This window comes from Ruegeria sp. CDSA079, assembly GCF_059612245.1.
Genome location: NZ_JBXWQF010000008.1, coordinates 128279 through 149282 on the forward strand (window position 1 = coordinate 128279; position 21004 = coordinate 149282).

At 56.7% G+C, this 21004-nt stretch carries 19 protein-coding genes and 1 pseudogene; 19 read left to right on the top strand and 1 reads right to left on the bottom strand.

The window, feature by feature from the left end; genetic code table 11:
- Nucleotides 1-111 precede the first annotated feature (111 nt).
- The 6 genes from AC2FJZ_RS10845 to AC2FJZ_RS10870 all read left to right on the top strand — a co-directional run bounded on the left by AC2FJZ_RS10845 (nt 112) and on the right by AC2FJZ_RS10870 (nt 5390).
- Nucleotides 112-1194 (top strand): dihydrodipicolinate synthase family protein, encoded by a 1083-nt coding sequence (locus tag AC2FJZ_RS10845; RefSeq protein WP_496777539.1) that lies wholly within the window; start codon nt 112-114, stop codon nt 1192-1194.
- Nucleotides 1195-1240: 46 nt separating this feature from the next.
- Nucleotides 1241-1942, top strand: coding sequence for an SDR family oxidoreductase (locus AC2FJZ_RS10850; protein WP_496671568.1), 702 nt, complete (start codon nt 1241-1243; stop codon nt 1940-1942).
- A 53-nt stretch (nt 1943-1995) separates the two neighbouring features.
- Entirely contained in the window at nt 1996-2172 is a 177-nt protein-coding gene (locus AC2FJZ_RS10855; RefSeq protein ID WP_496777541.1) for a hypothetical protein, read from the top strand.
- A gap of 15 nt (nt 2173-2187) precedes the next feature.
- The gene (locus AC2FJZ_RS10860) at nt 2188-2793 is read left to right on the top strand and encodes a pyrroline-5-carboxylate reductase dimerization domain-containing protein (protein ID WP_496777543.1); all 606 of its coding nucleotides are present in this window, start codon (nt 2188-2190) and stop codon (nt 2791-2793) included.
- A 315-nt stretch (nt 2794-3108) separates the two neighbouring features.
- Nucleotides 3109-4071: an isopenicillin N synthase family dioxygenase gene (locus AC2FJZ_RS10865; protein ID WP_496777545.1), complete on the top strand. Its 963-nt coding sequence runs from the start codon at nt 3109-3111 to the stop codon at nt 4069-4071.
- Between the two features lie 62 nt (nt 4072-4133).
- Complete coding sequence (locus AC2FJZ_RS10870; protein ID WP_496777546.1) at nt 4134-5390, top strand: Hsp70 family protein; 1257 nt, start codon at nt 4134-4136, stop codon at nt 5388-5390.
- Between the two features lie 95 nt (nt 5391-5485).
- Here AC2FJZ_RS10870 and AC2FJZ_RS10875 read toward each other — a convergent pair.
- A pseudogene (locus tag AC2FJZ_RS10875) lies at nt 5486-5961 on the bottom strand (hypothetical protein); the annotation flags it as partial.
- A 289-nt stretch (nt 5962-6250) separates the two neighbouring features.
- On the opposite strand from AC2FJZ_RS10875, the gene AC2FJZ_RS10880 reads away from it, so the two are divergent.
- The 13 genes from AC2FJZ_RS10880 to pcaF all read left to right on the top strand — a co-directional run bounded on the left by AC2FJZ_RS10880 (nt 6251) and on the right by pcaF (nt 20990).
- A complete protein-coding gene (locus tag AC2FJZ_RS10880; RefSeq protein ID WP_496671578.1) occupies nt 6251-6862 on the top strand; it encodes a helix-turn-helix domain-containing protein in 612 nt (203 codons plus the stop codon).
- A gap of 97 nt (nt 6863-6959) precedes the next feature.
- Nucleotides 6960-8543 carry an ABC transporter substrate-binding protein gene (locus AC2FJZ_RS10885; protein WP_496777548.1) on the top strand — a complete coding sequence of 528 codons (1584 nt, stop codon included), beginning with the start codon at nt 6960-6962 and terminating at the stop codon, nt 8541-8543.
- 59 nt (nt 8544-8602) lie between these two features.
- A complete protein-coding gene (locus AC2FJZ_RS10890; protein WP_496777550.1) occupies nt 8603-9544 on the top strand; it encodes an ABC transporter permease in 942 nt (313 codons plus the stop codon).
- Complete coding sequence (locus tag AC2FJZ_RS10895; RefSeq protein ID WP_496777552.1) at nt 9541-10392, top strand: ABC transporter permease; 852 nt, start codon at nt 9541-9543, stop codon at nt 10390-10392. Before AC2FJZ_RS10890 ends, AC2FJZ_RS10895 begins: the two co-directional genes overlap by 4 nt.
- Nucleotides 10393-10395: 3 nt before the next feature.
- Entirely contained in the window at nt 10396-11388 is a 993-nt protein-coding gene (locus AC2FJZ_RS10900) for an ABC transporter ATP-binding protein (RefSeq protein WP_496671582.1), read from the top strand.
- Nucleotides 11385-12383 carry an ABC transporter ATP-binding protein gene (locus tag AC2FJZ_RS10905; RefSeq protein ID WP_496777554.1) on the top strand — a complete coding sequence of 333 codons (999 nt, stop codon included), beginning with the start codon at nt 11385-11387 and terminating at the stop codon, nt 12381-12383. Before AC2FJZ_RS10900 ends, AC2FJZ_RS10905 begins: the two co-directional genes overlap by 4 nt.
- Nucleotides 12376-14172: an aminopeptidase P family protein gene (locus AC2FJZ_RS10910; RefSeq protein ID WP_496777556.1), complete on the top strand. Its 1797-nt coding sequence runs from the start codon at nt 12376-12378 to the stop codon at nt 14170-14172. The genes AC2FJZ_RS10905 and AC2FJZ_RS10910 overlap by 8 nt, the downstream gene beginning before the upstream one ends.
- Nucleotides 14173-14564: 392 nt before the next feature.
- On the top strand, nt 14565-15518 hold the full coding sequence (locus AC2FJZ_RS10915) for an ornithine cyclodeaminase family protein (protein WP_496777558.1): 954 nt from the start codon (nt 14565-14567) through the stop codon (nt 15516-15518).
- A 21-nt stretch (nt 15519-15539) separates the two neighbouring features.
- Nucleotides 15540-16667, top strand: a complete 1128-nt coding sequence (locus AC2FJZ_RS10920; protein WP_496777559.1) for an aminotransferase — start codon at nt 15540-15542, stop codon at nt 16665-16667.
- A gap of 344 nt (nt 16668-17011) precedes the next feature.
- The gene (locus AC2FJZ_RS10925) at nt 17012-17578 is read left to right on the top strand and encodes a methylenetetrahydrofolate reductase C-terminal domain-containing protein (protein WP_496777561.1); all 567 of its coding nucleotides are present in this window, start codon (nt 17012-17014) and stop codon (nt 17576-17578) included.
- Between the two features lie 4 nt (nt 17579-17582).
- A complete protein-coding gene (locus AC2FJZ_RS10930; protein ID WP_496777563.1) occupies nt 17583-18557 on the top strand; it encodes a methylenetetrahydrofolate reductase in 975 nt (324 codons plus the stop codon).
- A gap of 159 nt (nt 18558-18716) precedes the next feature.
- The gene (locus AC2FJZ_RS10935) at nt 18717-19568 is read left to right on the top strand and encodes a PaaX family transcriptional regulator (protein ID WP_496777565.1); all 852 of its coding nucleotides are present in this window, start codon (nt 18717-18719) and stop codon (nt 19566-19568) included.
- A gap of 219 nt (nt 19569-19787) precedes the next feature.
- A complete protein-coding gene (pcaF, locus tag AC2FJZ_RS10940; RefSeq protein WP_496671605.1) occupies nt 19788-20990 on the top strand; it encodes a 3-oxoadipyl-CoA thiolase in 1203 nt (400 codons plus the stop codon).
- The last annotated feature ends 14 nt before the right edge of the window (nt 20991-21004 follow it).

Sequence of the window (21004 nt, forward strand, 5' to 3'; positions counted from 1 at the left end):
GGTTGGTGTGGAATACAGCCTGAGGCAACATGTTTTCCCAATGGCTCACTAGGCGCATGAGACGCAAGTGTTTCCACTTTCCCTTCGGCCTGACGTGTCAGGGTGGTGACAGTGCGCGACCCGGTCGGTTTTTCGGCCTCGACCAACCAAGATCGGGTTATTGGCGGTCTCGCATGCGGTGGGGTCCTTTCCCAAAAACTCTATGACTTGAGCCTTAGCCTGCTTGAGCTTACCAATCAGGTAGAGAATGGCAGGCAAAAGAACGGCGTGACTGCTTCAGATGCTAGGGAAAAGGGCGATCAAATGAGCTTTAACGTCAAACTCTCAGGCGTAATGCCTGCGCTTGTCACCCCCTTCGGGGTTGATGACAAGATTGATTTCAAGGCGTTCGAAAACTTGCTGACCCATTTTCGCGAAGCGGGGGTGACAGGCTGGGTTCCAAACGGATCGACCGGCGAATACTTTAGTCAGTCGACAGAAGAACGCCGTCAGGTGCTGCAATTCGTCAAGGATTTTGCCCGCGGTGATGAGGTTCTGATTGCCGGAACCAACGCGCCTGCGACCCGTGAGGTGATCGAACAGACCGCGATGGCCAAGGAAATCGGGTATGACAATGTGCTGCTGGCGCCACCGTTCTACACGCGCCCCACGCTAGAAGAACTGATCACGCATTACGAAGCGGTTCTGGCCGAGGTTGACGTGAACATCGTGCTTTACAGCTATCCGCTTAAGGACGGGGCCGATATCTCTTTTGAATTGATGGACCATTTCGCCGACAATCCCCGCGTGATTGGTATCAAGGAAAGCTCTGGCGTGTTGCAGCGTGCGATCGATATCGCTTCGCGCTACGAAGGCAAGATTCAGTTGGTATCCGGTTCGGACGACATCGCCCTGGATTTTATGTTCTGGGGTGCCGATAGTTGGATTTGCGGACCGTCGAACTGCATGGCTAAGGCGTGTTGCGAACTGGACCGCCTGTATAGAGCGGGTGAATTGGCATCTGCCAAGGACCTGATGAAAAAGCTCTACCGTGCGATGAATATCCTGGAATGCGGCAAGTTTGTTCAGAAAATCAAGTTCGGTGCAGAGTTGCAAGGGCTGAATGTAGGCGAATGCCGCGCCCCTCTGGGGCCGTTGACTGACGCTGAGAAGGCTGAGTTTGCTGAGGCCATGAAGCCCATTTTGGCGATGTAAGCCACAGGCCGACCCAGAAGTATCGAAAAAAGAACAGGAGCGAACCATGACCGAGAAAACATGCCTTATCATCGGTGGAGGACGTGGGATGGGAGCAGCCACTGCCCGTGAGATGCACGGGCGGGGCTACAAGATGGCGTTGATGTCGCCTTCTGAGTCCTGTGAGTTGTTGGCTCAGGAACTGGATGGGGTCGCACATCGTGGTAAAGCGGAAAATGCCGAGGATACGCAGGCAGTCTTTGATCTGGCCATGTCTACTTTTGGCCGCATCGACGCCTGCCTGATCCATGTTGGTGGACCGCCCAAAGGTGACCTGCTGGACATTCCCGAAGAAGACTGGGACCGCGCACATGAGATGGTTTTGAAACCTGTCATCCGCATGGCCAAGCTGCTTACCCCCGTGATGGAGGCGCAGGGCGGTGGGTCAATCGTGAACATCACCACGTTCTCGGCCTTCGAGCCATCCCTGACGTTCCCGACCTCCAGCGTGTACCGCGTCGGTGTGTCCAGTTTCACCAAGCAATTCTCGGATCGGTACGGCCCGGCGAATATCCGTATGAACTGCTTGCTGCCGGGGTTCACCGACAGTCTTGACCTGCCACATAAATTTGCCGAAATGTCTGCGCTTGGTCGTTTGGCCCGGGCCGAAGAACAGGCCAAGGCTGCCGCCTTTTTGTTGAGTGAAGACAGTAGCTATATCACCGGTCAATCCCTGCGCGTAGATGGCGGCGTGACCCGGCATATGTAAGTGTTTACGGCGCTGGTCTTGGGGCGGCTTTTTCAGAGTTGAGGAATGCGCAGATGCGTTTGGGGTTCATCGGAACGGGCGTTATTACCGAGGCTGTTATAACCGGGCTTCTGGCGTCCGATGTCGATATCGATACAATTTTTGTAACACAGCGCAATCGCTTGGTGTCTGCCCGGCTGGCCGCATTCAGCGATCACGTGATGATCTGCGACACGTCGCAAGAGGTTTAAGACCGCTCGGATCTGGTGTTTCTGGCAGTTCGCCCGCAGGACGCGCAAGAGGTTCTTACACCCTTACTCTTCACCGAAGGACAGCACCTGTGCAGTCTGATTGCTTCTGTGACCCATGAGACGTTGCAAGATTGGATTGTTACACCTGTCCGCCTGTTCAGGTCGATCCCTTTGCCTTCGGTGGCACAAAATCGAGGCGTAACCATTCTGTTTCCGCATGATCCGGTAGGCGACATGCTGTTTCGTCCACTCGGCACAGTGGTCAGCGCCAGAACCGTGGAAGAATTCGACGCGTTTGCATCCGCCAGCGCCCTGATGGGGACGTATTTCGGCGTACTTGAGGCAGCTTCGGACTGGATGCAATCTAGCGGGATCGGGCAAGAGGATGCGCGAAGTTACCTGAGCGGCGTATTTGAGGGGCTGGCGCAGACGGCGGTGGAGAACCCTGGAAAATCGTTTGATGTGCTGCGCTCCGAACATTCGACACCGGCGGGGTTGAATGCTGAGGTATTTGAGGTTTTTTCTGAAGCCGGTGGAACAGACGCGCTGAAAGCTGGCTTGGACAGCGTCATGCAGCGGCTTACTACAGCCCGAGAGGCGGCCGTAGAACCAGAGACTTAGGTCGGCACTCATGAGCTGACAGGGCAATGCAGCTGCCATCCTGCCAAATGTCACAAGCGGTATTGGGACTACAATTCGCAAGCATTTCGAAACCAAGACGACGCTGGTTGTCTGCGTGGGACCGTGATGACTGTTTAGGGGCTGACAGAATTTCAGGGTTGATCGATGTTGCGCCCCGCCCTAGCGTTAGACATATGTCAAAGTTTGTTCATCTTGTTATCCTGGAGCGCCACAGCGCTCATCGTCGAAAGCGATTTGCAGGATAGCGGTTCCCGGCATGTACCACCTGGGCGAAACTTTATCCGGATACTTGAGATGAATGAATTTACCGAAATTCCGGTGCTTGATCTGGCACCCTTGATCCATGGCGAAGACACAACCAAACTGTCGCTGGAATTCCTTGAGGCGTATGGAAAGACGGGGTTTGGTTATGTGATAAACCACGGGGTGGACCCGGATGTGCGTGCCGCCGTGTTTGCTGCCTCGAAACGGTTTCACGCTTTGTCAGAGGCCGCAAAAGGGGCCATCGCTCTCGACAAAAACCATCGCGGTTATATCGCCATAAACACGTCGACGGACGTGAACTCCGATTTGGCCAAAGTGACAAAGCCGAACCAGTCCGCGTCGTTCATGATGATGAGAGAGGACGCAGAGGTTAACCCGAATGTCTATCTGTCCGGGCCAAATCAATGGCCGGAACTGGATGGGTTCCGAGATTCCTGCGAAACCTACGCGAAAGCGATGACCGGATTGGGTCACAAGCTGTTAGGGTTGGCCTTGGACGCAATTGGGGTTGAGGATCGTGCGATCCTTGCGGCGTTTCAAGAGCCGACGATCTGGTTGCGTCTGCTGCACTATCCGCCACAGCCCCCGCAAGCCCCGGATGATCTGTTCGGATCAGCCCCACACAAGGACTTTGGGGTTCTGACACTGTTGGCGCAGGATGATGTTGGAGGTTTGCAGGTTCAGACACCTTCGGGCCATTGGGTCGACGCGCCGCCGATTGAAGATGCATTTGTGGTCAATGTTGGGGACATGTTGCATCGGTTGTCCAATGGCAAGCTCTTGTCCACGCCACATCGGGTGATCAATTCCAGTGGGCGAGAGCGTTATTCCGTGCCGTTCTTTTTCGATCCGAATGTATCTGCTGATATCGCACCGCTTCCGGGAACAGGGAGGGCCGAGTTTGCGCCTTTGAATTTTGGCGAATTTTTAAGGAGCGAGCTGGAAGCCAGTTATGAGGCCCACCAAGATGACACATCGGGTTCCGAGCCTTGACCGCAGCTTGAGAACACTCTAGGCCCGGCGTCCTTTGCAAATACATCTCGGAGACATGCGCCATGGCCCCTACCAGCCCGTGGATCGGAATCGACTTTGGCACGTCGAACTCAGCGGTTGCCTATCTGGATGCTGGCGCGCCCCGACTGCTGAAGGTGGATGCCGCTGCGACAACGCTTCCCACCACCTTCTTCTTTGATTTCGACACGCGCGCAACCCTGATCGGTGAGACAGCCAACCAGGCGCTGCTGGAGGGGCTGGAAGGGCGCTTCATGCGGGCGCTTAAACGGGTCTTGGGCACCACGCTGATGTATGAAAAGCGACAGATCCTGAATGAACGGGTGACATTTGTCGAGGTCATCGGCTCTTTTTTGCGTAAGCTGAGACAGCGGGCCGAGGCCGAGCGCGGCGTTCCGTGCACACGTGTCGTTTCAGGTCGCCCCGTGGTCTTTCACGGTGTGAACGACCCGCGTGAAACTCAGGCCGAGGCGGACTTGCGTGCGTGTTATGAGGCCGCCGGGTTTACGGACATTCGATTTTGTCCCGAACCTGCCGCAGCTGCCGTCGCAACTGGCGCGATTGGGCGGGGGTCGATGACGGGTGTGGTTGTCGATATCGGCGGCGGTACGTCGGACTTTTCGGTTTTTCAGGCCAGCCCGTCAGGGGTTGAAATTCTGGCCAATTATGGTGTGCGTATCGGTGGTACGGACTTTGACCGCGCGATCAGCATAGATCGGGTAATGCCCGTATTGGGCAAAGGCTCGATGATCCGGGATGTTTTTGGAGACGGGCTATCGCAGACTCCCAATGCGATCTTCAATGACCTTGCAACGTGGGAGATGATCCCGTTTCTCTATACGGCGCAAAACCGGCGTTTGGTTGGTGATATGCTGAAGCAAGCGGAATCGCCCGAGCGGTTAGGTCGGCTCGCTGCGGTTCTTGAGCATGAATTGGGCCACGAACTGGCTTTTGCGGTAGAGCGCGGGAAAATTGCTGTGAACTCAGGCACGAAGGACCCGGCAATCGAATTGAACATGTTGGAGAAAGGGCTGTCGGCCCCACTGAACGATGCTCTGGTGGCAGACTGTCTCGCTACACATGCAGCACGTTTGGATGACGGAGCGCAAGAGGTGCTGCGCCTTGCCGGGTTCAGCGCAGATCAGATCGACCGTGTCGTCTATGTTGGCGGTTCCAGCCTGATGGCTGTGGTACCGGAAACGATGCGGCGCGTGTTTCCGGCGGCAGAGCATTCCTTTGCTTCGGTTTTTACCGCGGTTGCCGAAGGTCTGGCCATCATGGCTGGACGTGAGGGCGAATAATAGACCGCGTTCAATAGCGGAAAGAGCCCCGCCTCGTATCGGAAACGGGTGTCATCCAGCGACATGTACAGGTGAGCTGCGTACTGTCAAACTGCGCTGATGAGTGGCATTTCGTCTGCGCGACCTTGTGGGGCGCGCCGTTGCGTGGCCCGGTGTTGCCCCAGCACGCGCAGGCGCGTCTCTTGGAAACGTTCAGCTGGTTGAGTAAATGGTTAATACAAGCACGACGACGAGCGGGGCTCAGTAGGGCTGCGCGTTCAGGCCTGCAAATCATCCACTGGATGATTTACATTTCGGCCTTCATCCCTTGTGGCTTCCCTCAGGATCAGTTTGTCCAACGTCAGATCAGAAACTGCACGTCGCAATCGCTCGTTCTCTTTTTGAAGCCGCTTCAGTTCTTTCAACTGATCTACGCCCATTCCCCATTCTCCGTTAGGCTCGAACCAATGGCGCCTTCAACAACGCCAATCTGTCTCATCGCATCACGACGGGACATGCCTTGCCCCATCAGAACTTCAACCAGCCGCAACTTTGAGACAATCTCTTCGGGCTTCGGTCTCATGTTGGCCATTCTTAGTCCTCCGTTTCCTAAACATAGGGGTGGACTAGTTCAGGTGGGGATGCTCATTGGATGTCCGCAATGCGCGGGGGATCAATTGACGATTGCAGGACTCAATAGGATCGGCGAACCGATTTCCTTTACGTATGACCTGAAAGGCGAGATCGCAGAAGGGCCTCGAAGATGCATGGCCGCAACACATACTGACACACTCAATTTTAGGCAGACAAAAATAAATTTTGATCTTCCCTGAATAATTCTATTGAATGGCTTGCACTTTCCGAACCTCAGGAGACCACGAATGCAAGCCCCTACCGAGCGTGCCAAATCCAAGCAGAAGGGTAAGCCGACCGAGCTGGGGCAGGCCATCCGCAGGCGTCGAAAGGCAATGGGAAAGACACTGGACCAGGTGGCGAAATCTGCTGAGCTGACAACCGGATTTCTGTCACAGGTTGAACGCGGGTTGAGCTCTCCTTCACTGACATCCTTGATGTCGATTGCGGCCGCGCTGCAGACCAGTGTCGAACAATTGCTCAGCGTGCCCGAGGTGTTCTCGCAATACGTTGCGCGCGACAATCGCCAGTCATATTCGCTTGGAACGCGTGGTCGGTTTTATGAAAAACTGGGTCCAGGCTTTGCCGGAGCGTTGTTTCACCCACAGATTGTGCACCGCCCACCAGGGCATGTATCCGAGCACATGTGCCACACCGGGGAAGCCTTTTGCTATTTGCTGTCCGGGCAGTTGGAATATCACCTTGGAGATCAGGTTTTTACGATGTCACCGGGTGACGTGATTCATCATGACACGTCAACGCCACATTACTCGATTGTGCTGGGTGAGACCGAGGCGGTTGAGCTTTGGGTGACGACTTCACCAATCAATAACACCGCAAACGAAAATTCACCTTCATAAAAAAATTTGCAGCATTACTAAAAAAAACTTTAGTATTGTTAAAAACTGGGTATTCTCCCATCGCATGAAGCAGATGCTTTTGCGGGAGGAAAAGAGAATGCACTTGAAATCGGTATTGGGACTGGTTGTTGCCTCATCATTGGCAATGCCGGCATTAGCGCAGGAAAGAGGCGGCACGCTGAACTTCGCGCGATACGACGGGTCAAGGTTGATTGACCCGATCTATGCGGATCGAAACCCCGATATTTGGATGGTCGGGAGCCTTTTCGACACGTTGCTGCGTGGCAGTGCCGATGGGAATTCCGTTGAGCCCGGGCTGGCCGAGACGTTTTCGGTCTCTGACGATGGCAAGACGGTTTCGCTGACGCTGCGAGAGGGTGTTCTTTTTGCCGACGGATCATCCATGTCGGGTGAAGATGTCGTGTTCTCTCTGGACCGGGCGCGGAACCCGGATCTTAGCCCATGGGCGGGCCTGCTGGGTTCGATTGACAGCGTTTCAGCCGATGGCAATGCGGTCACGATTTCCTTGAAGGATGCGGACCCGACGATTCTGTCGATGCTGGCCACGTTCAACACGGCGGTTGTGTCAAAAGCGGCATATGACGCAGCACCGGGTGATACGGATCAGAATAAATCTGCGGCGATCTTTGCCTCGACATCTGCCGGCGTCGGCTCTGGCCCGTTCTATCTTTGCGGTTTCGAACAAGGGGCCTCGATGGATTTCTGCGCCAACGAGCACTACTGGCGTATTGGGGCGGACGGAAAGCCGCTGCCTTATCTGGAAGGTGTACACTTCGAGATCATCCCGGATGACGCCACACGCATACTGAGCTTGCAAGCTGGTGAAGTAGACGCAGCCGAGTTTATCCCGTTCAGCCGCGTGACCGAGCTGGAGGCTGATCCAAACATCAACATGCAGCTCTACCCATCGACTCGGATCATCTATTCTCCGATCAACACGCGCGACACGCGCGCTGACGGATCGCCAAACCCGTTGGCGGATGCCCGCGTGCGGCAGGCGTTGAACTATGGCACCAACAAAGATGCCTTGATCGGTGTGGTTCTGCACGGCGCGGGTCAGCCGATGAGCTCACCACTGATGGCGAAGGCAACTCAATATGCATCTGATCTTAGCCCTCTCTATTCGTACGACATGGACAAGGCCAAGGCGCTGATCTCCGAAGCCGGTCTGGAACCGGGGACCGAGGTCACGCTGACGACGCTGGCAGGTTCAGCTGATGACGCGACCATCTTTGCGGCATTGCAACAGATGTGGGCGCCTTTGGGTATCGAATTGGTGGTCGAACAGGTTGATGGCGCCACGCGTGGTGCCAAGAATCGCTCGGGTGAGTTCGACATCCACACCTATGGTTGGGTCAACGATGTAAACGACCCAAGTCAGGTCGTAGGCTGGCTGGGATATACGCCCACCGCCAAGGCTGTCGGCACGGGTTGGGAGAATGCCGAGTTCAACACGCTTTTCGAAGAAGCCGCGAAAGAGATGGACCCCGAGGCGCGCAAGGCCAAGTTCGCCAAGATGCAGGACCTCTATGCCGAAGCAGCGCCTCTGCTGTTTATGTATGAGACCCCCTTTGCAGTGGCGCTGGGATCTGCGGTCGAGGGCTATGTTCAGACGCCCTTGGGTAATAACATCTTCGATGAAGCTACAGTCAGCCGGTAAGAGCTGAAGCCTTTGCCTCGCCGCACCCTGGCGGCGGGGCCTTTTCGCGGAGTGCGGATGTGTCCAGCCTGAACTATATCTTCAAGCGCCTGCTGCTGATGGTGCCAACCTTCTTTCTGGTCATGGTCATCATCTTCATGCTGGTGCGTATGTTGCCGGGTGATCCGGCCATTGCGATGGCGGGTGACCGCGCCTCGGATGCCGATATTCAGGCGATCCGCGAGCGGCTGGGTCTGACCGAGCCCATGCTGGTGCAGTTCTGGTTGTTTCTCAGCAATACGGTGCAGGGGGATCTTGGACGATCGATCCTGATGCGGACGGACGTGATAGACGTCATCGCAAACCGCCTGCCGATTACAGTGTTTCTGACCGTTTACTCGGTGGTTTTGTCGCTGCTGATTGCGGGGCCGCTGGCCTTTGTCGCCGCGCTCAATCGCGGACGTTGGCCGGATGCGGTGATCCGCACGATTTTCCAGATCGGGCTTTCAATGCCTGTCTTCTATATCGGTCTGGTTCTGCTGACTTTCTTGGCAGCGCAGCTGCGCCTGTTTCCGGTGGGCGGTTACGGGGACACGTTTGGAGAAAAGCTCTATCACCTGTTTTTGCCATCGGTCACGGTGGCGCTTTACACCTCGGCCATTATCATGCGGAACCTGCGCAGCGCGATTATCGAGGTGCTTGACGCCGAATATGTCCAGTTCGCCCGCGCCAAGGGTCTGCCGTCGCGCCTGATCCTTGGACGGCACGTGTTGCGCAATGCGCTGATCTCAACCGTTACACTTCTGGGTCTGTCCATTGGCAATCTGATGAGCGGAACGCTGGTCACCGAGACAGTGTTTGCCGTGCCCGGTATGGGACGGCTGATGCTCGAGGCGATCTTTGCGCGCGACTACCCGCTGATCCAGGGTCTGACCCTGACCTTTGCAGTGTTGGTCTCGCTGGTTTTCCTGATGACGGATCTTTTCCAGAGCCGCCTTGACCCACGGATGCGCCTGCAATGAGTGATGTAGCTTTCAGTTCGGACCGGCCTTCTTTCGTTCGCAAGGCGTTGCGCAAGCCTGGTCTTGTCGCCGGGATGCTGATCATCGGTTTTTCAATCCTGCTGGCGATTTTCCCCGGTCTATTTGCGCCGTATGATCCAAACGCGATTGACTACAACGCGATCCGTCAGCCCCCGTCTTGGTCGCACCCGTTTGGTACCGATCTACTGGGTCGTGACAGCCTGTCCCGCGTGATCTGGGCCTATCAGGTCAATATGCAGATGGCTGTGCTCGGCACCGTGTTCGCGTTGGTGACAGGTGTGATCATCGGAGCGCTGGTCGGGTATTACCGAGGCATCGCGGATATGATCTTTGGCCGGATCGTTGATGCGGTCATCACCTTCCCGTTTCTGGTTCTGGTTATCGCGGTGGTTGCGGTGCTGGGACCGGGACTGGTCAATATGTATATCGCCATCTCAGTGGTCTATTGGGTGTATTATGCACGTCTGATGCGGGCTGAGGTCATTGCACAGATGGGCAATGACTACGCCGCCGCCGGGGTCGTCATGGGTTATTCTGACAGGCGCATTATATTCCGCCACTTGCTGCCCAATGCGATCACGCCCGTGATTGTCTATTGGATGACCGACATGGCGCTGGTGATCCTTTTGGGTTCTTCGCTGGGCTATCTGGGGTTGGGTGCGCAACCGCCGCAGGCCGAATGGGGCGTTCTGATTGCCGAAGGGCGAAACTTTATCTCAACCGCCTGGTGGCTGAGCCTGATGCCCGGACTTGCAATCGTTCTGACCGGCCTTGGTTTTTCCCTGATGGGCGACGGGTTGGCCGATCTGTTGAGACCGAGGGGGTAAGGGATGGACGAAAACACACCGATCCTGCAGGTCGACGGCCTGAACACCACCTTCTACCGCAATGGCAGCGCCTTGGCTGCCTTGCGTGACATCAGCTTTTCTGTCGCACGGGGTGAAGTGTTGGGTCTGGTCGGGGAAAGCGGGTCGGGCAAAAGCGTCACTTTGCGTTCGATCATCGGATTGGCGCGCCGTTACGGGGATGTAACCGGAGCGGTGTGTTGGCAGGGGCGCGATCTGGTCGGGATGGCAGATCGCGCCTTACGTCAGATACAGGGCCGCGAGATCGCGATGATCTTTCAAGAGCCGATGACCTCACTCAACCCGCTGTTGACGGTTGGTCTGCAACTTGAAGAGACGCTGCGCGCCCATACCGACCTGCCGCGCACAGCGCGTCGGGATCGCGCAATCGAGATGTTGGATCTGGTCGGCATCCCTTCGGCTTCACAACGGTTGAAGGATTATCCGCACCAGTTTTCCGGCGGAATGCGGCAACGGGTGATGATCGCCATTGCACTGGCGGCGAACCCGAAATTGTTGCTGGCGGATGAGCCTACCACGGCGCTGGACGTAACCATTCAGGCGCAGATCCTCGATCTGATCCTTCAGTTGGCGCAGGACTTGGATATGGGCGTGGTGATGGTCACGCATGATCTGGGTGTCGTGGCGCAAACCTGCGACAACGTTGCGGTGATGTATGCGGGCCGGATCGTCGAACAAGGACCGGTAAGGGATGTTCTGCGCGAACCGCGTCATCCTTATACCGTCGGCCTCATGCGCTCGGTGCCCGAGAATTTGCCGCCGCGCACGCCTCTCTATTCCATACCCGGCGTGCCACCGGGGCTGGACGCTTTGCCAGTGGGGTGTGCCTTTGCCCCGCGTTGTGCGTCTTGCATTGCGCCATGCAGTCAGGATCGCCCGGCCTTGTCCCTGATCACCGAAGGGCGGCAGGTGGCCTGTTTCAATCCGATTGCCACGTCTCAGGGGAATGCCGCATGACCGCCACGGTGATGGAAATCCGCGACCTGCATCTGCGCTTTCCTTTGGGGCGCAGCCCGGGTGATTTTCTGACGGGCCGCCCGGGTCGCGTCGTGAACGCTCTGAATGGTGTCAGCCTGGATCTGATCCGGGGCGAAACACTGGGTGTCGTTGGAGAGTCCGGTTGCGGCAAGTCCACACTCGCCCGCTGTATCGTGCGGCTTTACAAACCCAGCGATGGTGAAATCCGTTTTGATGGCAATGACATCTTTGCGGCCGATCAGCGCTCGGACCGGGTGTATAATCGCCGGGTCCAGATGATGTTTCAGGATCCGTACTCGTCGCTCAATCCGCGGATGACAACGGGACAGATCCTGACCGAAGCTTTGCGCGTGCATGAGATGCGCCCAGAAGCGGACATCCCCGGGCGTGTCGCTGAACTGTTGGAACTGGTGCGATTGCCGCAGGATGCGCAACACAAGCTGCCCCACGAATTCTCGGGCGGTCAGCGTCAGCGCATCGCGATAGCCCGTGCATTGGCGGTCGAGCCCGAGGTTCTGATCGCGGATGAACTGGTCTCAGCACTGGATGTTTCGGTGCAAGCTCAGGTGGTCAATCTGTTGTTGGAGTTGCAGGATACCCTGGGGCTCACGATCCTGTTTGTCGCCCACGACCTGCGCTTGGTGCGTCACGTTTCAAACCGGGTTGCCGTGATTTATCTGGGCCGGATTGTCGAGATCGGAGACAGCGAGACGCTGTTTTCCGCCCCGTCGCATCCCTACAGTCAGGCGTTGCTGCAAGCAGCTCCGTCGCTGAACCCCGATGATCGGGGCAGGGCGGTCAAGCTGGAAGGTGAACTGCCCTCGCCCCTGAATATGCCGTCCGGTTGCCCGTTCCATGTGCGCTGTCGTCACGCCACCGATATCTGCAAGTCCACACGGCCCACCTTGCAACCGTTTAAGGAGCAGGGCGAAGTTGCCTGTCATAATGTTGAAGAGATCAATACACATGCTTGACGCCCCTGATGCAAACCGGGCCCCAATTGTCGCCGCCTTGCGGGCCGAACTGCGGGCAAGACAGTTGGATGCCTTTGTTCTGCCGCGATATGACGCGCATCAGGCGGAATATGTCGCGCCCCATGATGAGCGTCTTGCTTACGTGACAGGTTTCACCGGATCCGCCGGTCTGGCCATCGTAACAATGGATACGGTCGCATTGTTTGTGGATGGGCGCTATGTGGTTCAAGCGGCGAACCAATGCCCCAAGCCACTGTTCTCGCACCACCATTTGTTCAATGATCCGCCCGAGCATTGGCTGGCGGGTGTGGCGCAGCCCGACTGGCAGGTCGGGTTTGATCCGATGCACGTTCCACCAGCCCAGTTCGACCGGTTTGCCAAAGCGATCCAGCAAGGCACGTTGGTCGCGGTTGAGGACAACCCCGTTGACAGAATTTGGGCAAACCAACCGCAGCCGACAGCAGCACAGATAGAGCCGTTTCCGCTTCAGATTTCAGGCCAGTCAACCGGTGATAAGATTGAAGAGTTGGTCAGCCGGATGCGGGCCAACAGTGCGGATCTTTTGGTTGAGACGCAGCCCGACAATATTGCCTGGTTGCTGAATGTTCGGGGGGCCGATGTCGCCTTCAACCCAATCCCGCAATCGTTTGTTCTGGTGAATGCGAAAGGCAAGGTGTTTTGGTTTGTTGCGGCGCAAAAACTAAACTCTGATGTGACCGAATTCCTGCCGGATACGGTTCAAATCTGCGGACCTGAGGATTTCCTGCCCGCAGTGAAAAAGCATGTGGAACCCGGGCAAAGTGTCTTGGTCGACCCCGCTTTTTCCCCGGTTGCCGTGCGCACGACCATAGAACAAGCTGGTGGCATTGCGCAGCTGCATTCCAGCTTCCTGACTGCACGCAAGGCCATAAAGAACCCCGTAGAACTGCAAGGGATGCGGTCGTGCCATATCGAAGATGGCATTGCATGGGTTGAGTTCTGCGCCTGGCTCGCCGCCGAAGTCCCGCGCCGCAGCGATGGCGGACAGCCTGTTACCGAGCGCGAGGCAGAAGATGCGATCCTGCGCTTTCGTCGACTTCAGTCCGGTTTTCTTGAGCAAAGCTTCAATTCCATATCTGCCTCGGGCGGTAACGCGGCGATGTGTCATTATTCGACGCACGAAGCCAACCAGGTGGCGATCGGTTCCGGCGATACGTACCTGCTGGATTCCGGTGGCCAGTACGAGACCGGCACGACCGATGCCACCCGCAGCTTTGCTTTTGGTCCGGTCCGTCCGCAGGGATACGATCGCGCCTATACGGCTGTGTTCAAGGCGTTTCATGCCATAGCAACCCTGCGCTTTCCGCAAGGCACGCAAGGCCACCACATCGATGCAATCTGTCGTCGACCGCTGTGGGATCTTGGGCTGGATTACGATCATGGGACAGGCCATGGCGTTGGCCACCGGCTGTCCGTGCATGAACACCCCCAGCGAATTGGTAAGCCTTACAACCCGGTTGATCTGGTGCCGGGCATGATCCTCTCGCTGGAGCCCGGCTATTACGAGCAGGACAGGTTCGGAATTCGGATTGAAAACCTGTTTGAAATTGTCGAGGCAGATGACGGGTTCCTGACCTTCTCGAACCTGACATGGTGTCCTATTCAGACAGATATGTTGCAGACCGAAATGTTGACGGAAGCCGAGTGTGAATGGCTGAACTCCTACCATCAGAATGTTCTGGATCGCCTTGGGTCGAGCTTGTCTTCTGATGCCCTTGCATGGGCAGAATCAGCCTGCGCGAGGGTTTAGTCCAATCTGGTCAACGCGCAGAGCACTCCTAAGCCGACGGAATATGGTCTTGCGCCGTGGTGTTTCGGTATTGGCAATTGCGTCTGTCGTCTGTCGTCTTTCGTTTCTTGTTCGTGCATCTGCGTAATCCTGGTGGAAACAACTCTGGGTATTTCCGCGAAGATAGAAAGCGAAGAAGTTTTTCCCCTGAAAACTAGAGGTAAGGAAGTTTGCGACGTGCAGCGGGTTCAAGCTGCGCGTATCATCGGCAATTTAGACCTTGCCGCAGCATGGACAATTGACTGCCGTTAATGTGAAAAGACGCCGAAGCCGGATACACAAGAGTTTTCCAACGTCATCGGGCACGCTAAGAGACTCGGGCCATGTCTGGACCGAATAGCAAGGAACTTGTCATGACCGACACCTCCCAATCTGCATTGGTATTCGATGCGGCTGCCGTGCAGGATCTTTTGTCGAAGGTCGACGCCTTGGGCGCTATGCGTGCCTTGTTCACAGAGCTTGGACGCGGCCAGGCAGTGCAGCCGGCGCAGGCCCTGACGCTATTTCCAAAGGACAAAGGCGACTTCATCACTTATCTGGGTGCAAGCACTGGCGCTGAATTGTTTGGGGCCAAGCTGTCGCCTTATCTTGTGAAGCCAGGCAAGCCGGTCATCACCGCTTGGACGGTATTGATGTCCATGAAGACAGGTCAGCCGTTGATGCTGTGCGATTCAGGTGAACTGACCACGGAACGGACTGCCGCGACCACGGCACTGGCCGTTGATCATCTGGCGCGCTCGGAGGCGGAAATACTGGCGGTAATTGGGTCGGGTAAAGTTGCTCAAGCGCATCTGAAGCATGTTCTGGCCCTCCGGGATTGGAAAGAGATCCGCGTTTTTTCCCCAAGTCTGAGTGGCAATGATACTCTTGCAGCGAAGTGGTGTGATGCAGATGCACGCGTAAAGATTGTCGAAAGCGCCGAATTGGCCGGAATGGGCGTGGATGTGGTCATGTTGTGTACCTCTTCCGGAACGCCTGTCTTTGACACAGCGTCAGTCTCGCCAGGCGCTCTGATCACGTCGATCAGTACCAATGTGGCCAACGCACATGAGGTCGACCCGGCCTTCCTGAACAGCGCCGAGGTTTATTGCGATTATCGCGCGACCACCCCTGCGTCCGCCGGAGAAATGAAGCTGGCCGCCGAGGCTGGGTGGTCTGCCTCTGCCATCCGTGGCGATCTTGCCGAACTGCAAACCGAATCCTGTGACAAACCGTCGGGCAGCAAGCCGGTGTTTTTCCGCTCGATTGGACTGGGTCTGGAAGATATTTTCATAGCGCGCGCCATTTACGATGCGGCTTTGGCGTGACTGAGACTTAAGGAGAGACCCATGGACATCAGACCTTTCGGCGTCGAAATGTGGATGAATGAGTTCGAAACCAAATGCGAACTTAATCTGGCGGAAACCTGTGTTGAGTCCATCACACTGGGTGAACTGTTCGAAATGGCCTGTCAGCATAACAGTATTCTTGGTGACCTGTCGGCCATGAAGATGACCTATGGTGCGATCGAAGGGTCGGATCGTTTGCGTGACGCAATCTGTGGGCTGTATGAAAGACAGACGCGCGAAAATATCCTGACAACACATGGCACGATCGGTGCCAACGCGCTGGTACATCAGACACTTGTCTCGCGCGGGGATCACGTGATTTCTGTGATCCCGACCTATCAGCAACATTATTCGATCCCCGAAAGCATCGGCGCGGATATCGAGTTGTTGCACCTGAAACCTGAAAACGAGTTCTTGCCTGATCTGGACGAGTTGCGCACGATGGTGCGGCCAGACACGCGGCTGATTGCGATAAACAACCCCAACAATCCGACCGGCGCCCTGATGGATCGCGCGTTGCTGGAGCAGATCGTCGACATTGCCCGCAGCGTTGATGCGTGGGTGTTGTGCGATGAAGTCTATCGCGGCACCGACCAGACCGGCGATGGGTTCACGGCTGCGGTTGCGGACCTCTACGAAAAAGGGATCAGCACAGCGGGCATGTCCAAGGCTTATTCCCTGGCGGGCTTGCGGGTTGGTTGGATCGCGGGACCTAAGGACATGCTGCATGAGGTGATGGTTCACCGGGACTACAACACCATTTCGGTTGGTCAAGTTGACGAGTTGCTCGCGGCTATGGCGCTGGAAAACCGCAACAGGATTTTGGCGCGGGCGCAGCGGATCACGAGGGAGAACCTGCGGATCGTTGAAGAGTGGATCGCGAAAGAACCGTTGATCACTTGGGTGCCTCCAAAGTCGGGGACCACGGCTTTGCTGAAGTACGACCTGCCCATGTCTTCGCGTGATCTGTGTGTGGCGCTTCTGAAAGAGGAGGGGGTGATGCTGACCCCGGGCAGTGCCATGGATATGGAAGGCTGGTTACGCCTCGGCTACACCAATCCGACAGCAGACCTGAAGGCCGGGTTGGCAAAGCTCTCGGGTTTCTTGGCGCGCCACAGCGCCGCGTAGAAGGGCACGGGTGTCAATCTGGACCATTAAGGTGTGACCTTGGCTGACGCCTTTGGGATCATTTTGCAAGATTTGGACACGGTCCGTGAAGCATTTCTGTCTGGCAAGTGCTGACATCAGGTGCACGGGGTCGCTGGTTCGGGTTGCGCCATGCGGTCGCTAAGCCGAACAATCTGCGATGGCTTTGGATAACCGACGGGTCACGCCACATTCGCAGTCATCTTCGTTTGAACAGGCGCGCAGCCCTCGTGTCCCGCGCAGATGAGCAGGCTTGCTCTGAAAGGTCCATCCCACCAAGATAGAGTTCCGCGGATCGAACAATTCAACGAGTCGGAGGAAGCAGGATGTATCGCGTCAGACTATTTGCAGTCCGCCATTCTCGTTCGTTTGAATGGATCTATCGCCGCGTTGAAGCTTCTCTGGTTTCACTTGACCCGGTATTTCGGCGGATCGGGTATGAACGCGTCGAGCCTTTTGTTGCGACCTTGGAACGATGGACCAAGTCCTTTCTGTTTGATTGCAAGATGTGCGGGCAATGCGCATTGTCTTCGACGGGTATGTCCTGTCCTATGAACTGCCCCAAGACCCTTCGGAATGGACCTTGCGGGGGTGTCCGGCCGGGTGGGTATTGTGAGGTCAAGCCCGAGATGAAATGTGTCTGGGTCTGTGCATGGGATGGCGCGTCGCGGATGAGACACGGGAACCAGATCGAAATCGTCCTACCGCCTGTGGATCATTCGCTGAAAGGCACATCTTCCTGGTTGCGTGTCGCGCGTGAGAAGGCCGTCAGCCTGCGCGAAGCGCGAGAGGCCCGCCGCTCGACCGTCGCCAGAGCCTTTAAATCCGCGCGGGAAAAGGAACCGGCCACGGCACCGCTTGCCCCCGAGCCCGGTGAGAAGAAAGACACATAGGACCATGGCCACGGGATTAGATATACCAACCAATTCCTACCCGGAACTGTCCGAGGGCATTGTCTCTGGCAGCCGTCTTGAACTTGCGCTGAAGGCCGGAAAATTTGCGATCACGGCAGAGCTCAATCCTCCGGACAGCGCGGACCCCGATGATGTTTATCAGGCTGCAAGGCCGCTGAGCGAAGTTGCTGACGCAATCAACGCCACCGATGCCTCGGGGGCGAACTGCCACATGTCGTCGCTGGGAATCTCGGCCTTTCTGGTTCAGGCCGGTTACGAGGCCGTTTACCAGATTTCGTGCCGTGACAGGAACCGCATCGCCATTCAGGGGGACGTGCTCGGCGCGGCGGCGCTGGGTGTCAAAAACGTCCTGTGTCTTACCGGCGATGACGTCGGGGCGGGGGATCAACCGGGGGCAAAGCCAGTCTTTGATCTGGATTCCGTTTCTTTGTTGCGCACTTTGCGCACGATGCGGGATGAAAGTGTGTTTCTTTCAGGTCGAAAAATCAGTCGCCCGCCCCGGCTATTCATCGGCGCGGCAGAAAACCCATGCGTCGATCCCTTGGAGTGGCGTCCGGACAGGCTGGCCAAAAAGGTCAAGGCGGGTGCCGAGTTCATCCAGACAAACTATGTCTTTGACCTCCCGAGGTTTGAGCAATTCATGTCCAGAGTGCGGGATCTGGGCTTGGATCAACAGATTTTTTTACTGGCCGGCGTTGGTCCGCTCGCTTCGGCGCGGGCCGCGCGTTGGATGCGATCGAACGTGCCGGGAATTCACATTCCAGATCATGTTATCGCGCGTATTGAGGGGTCGGAAAACCAGGCAGCTGAAGGCGAGAAGATCTGCATCGAACTGATACAGCAGATCCGCGAAATCCAAGGTGTGTCGGGTATGCACATCATGGCCTACAGACGCGAACACCAGGTGTCGAAGATCATAACAAGCAGTGGCTTGCTGGATCGCCGAAACCGACGCTGACGCAGCCCTTGTGTGACGTTTAGGTCAATTCCACTGAGACTGAGAACCGTGCGTCGGACCGGGTTTTGGTGGACACAGGCCCTGACACCGGGGTGTCGGCGGCAGTCACAGTGTCGAACATGATGCAGCATTGAGTCGATGGTGCGCTTGCAAGGTCGGATGGCATTTCTACACGGTTCGGCTTATACATGGCGTATGAAAGATACGGCTCCGGATTGGTTCGAAACCTGCATCAGCCAGCTGACTGCCAACGGCACGCAGCGGGTATGGTCAGTGCTGGTTACGATTTTTGGTGATCTTGCCCAAAGCGGGTCAGATCAGATCAGCGGTGCGCTGATGACGGCGCTCACCAGTCTGGCGGGGATCAAGTCCGAGGCGACGCGTGTTGCGCTTCACCGATTGCGCAAGGAAGGTTGGATCGAAAGCACGCGGGTGGGGCGCAACAGTGTGCACCGTTTGACGGATTTTGGTCGCGACCAAAGTGCCACCGCCGCGCCACGAATTTATGCCCGTGACACCAACAATCCCGACACCTGGCATGTGCTTATCGCCAGCGTTTCCGAGAGGTCCCGGAAAGAGCTGTCAGACCTTATGCTCATTGGCGACTATATCTCGGTCAACCCGTCCACTGCCATAGCGCCCGGTCCAGTTCCAGATGGGCTGGAGGATCTGTTGGGGATTGAAAGCAGCGCCATTTCAGTTCCCGACTGGATGCGGGATTTGTGTGGACCTGAACCCCTGAAAGCAGCTTATGAGCAGTTTTGGGCAACGCTTCAGCTTGTCGAGCGGCATTTGCCTGCCAACGGGTTGGACGACCCCTTACAAACCGCCGTTCTACGCGTTCTGATCGTGCATGGGTGGCGGCGACTTATCCTGCGTCATCCTGCTTTGCCCCCCGCTTTTCTGCCTGCAGACTGGAAAGGTGCAGAGTGTCGCCAGAAGGTGTTGCAGTTACTGGACAGGTTGCCTCGTCCAAGCCTTGCATCGCTGGAAGCCGTGCTGGGCGATTGATGTTTACCTAGACCCGCGCATCGATTGGTCCGCTAAGTATTGTTTGGTTCAAAGCTCTATTCTGTCCGAACATCGAAATGATAAAGTCTTGCTCAATATGTTACAGAATACTTGAAAAATTTCGCATTGAGGTAACATAAAGCTTGCCTCGAATCGATTGATTCAATATCAACCGACCAGACGGTTAATAAATTTGGACGCGAACAGGAGACCTCAGAGATGGACGCATTCATCTGCGACGCGACGCGAACACCGATAGGACGGTATGGCGGGGCGTTGTCGTCGGTTCGTACAGATGATCTTGCTGCTCAGCCCTTGGCGGCGTTGAGGGAACGCAATCCTCAGGTCGACTGGGCCAGTGTGGACGATGTGATCTATGGAGATGCCAATCAGGCCGGAGAGAGCAACAGGAACGTTGCACGCATGGCGGCCTTGTTAGCCGGGTTACCAATCGACGTGCCGGGCACAACGGTGAACCGTCTTTGCGCCAGCGGAATGGACGCAGTTGGAATGGCAGCGCGTGGCATCAAGGCGGGCGATTACGATCTGGCCATTGCGGGGGGCGTGGAAAGCATGTCCCGCGCGCCGTTTGTGATGCCCAAGGCAACCACGGCGTTCACGCGCAGCAATGCGGTTTATGACACCACTATTGGCTGGCGCTTCGTGAACCCAAAGATGAAGCAGGAATACGGCGTGGATTCCATGCCGCAGACCGCCGACAACGTGGCCGAAGACTATGGCATCAGTCGCGAAGATCAGGATGCCTTTGCCGCGCGCAGCCAGGCCCGATGGGAAGCCGCTCATGCGGCGGGTGTCTTCAAGGATGAGATCACTCCGGTTTCAGTGCCGCAGCGCAAGGGCGAACCGATCATCATGGACACTGATGAGCATCCACGCCCCGGAACCACAGCGGAAAAGCTATCGGGCCTCAAAGGGGTGAATGGGCCGGACAAGACGGTTACGGCGGGCAATGCCTCGGGTGTCAATGATGGTGCGGCAGCCATTCTGATGGCAAATGAGGCGGCAGCGGCCAAGAATGGACTGAACCCCATGGCTCGTGTGGTCGGTATGTCGGTTGCGGGTGTTGCGCCGCGCGTCATGGGCATCGGCCCGGTGCCCGCCAGCCGAAAGGTTCTGGCCCGTGCAGGGCTGAGCATCGAACAGATGGATGTGATCGAATTGAATGAGGCTTTTGCCTCTCAGGGCCTTGCCACCCTGCGGGAACTGGGCCTGCCGGACGACGCACCGCACGTAAACCCCAATGGCGGGGCCATCGCTTTGGGCCACCCACTGGGCATGAGTGGTGCGCGTCTGGTGCTGACTGCAGCTTATCAATTGAAACGTACTGGGGGTCGCTATGCGCTCTGCACCATGTGTGTGGGTGTTGGGCAGGGTGCGGCTCTTATTCTTGAACGCGTGTAACGGAGGAGACGGGA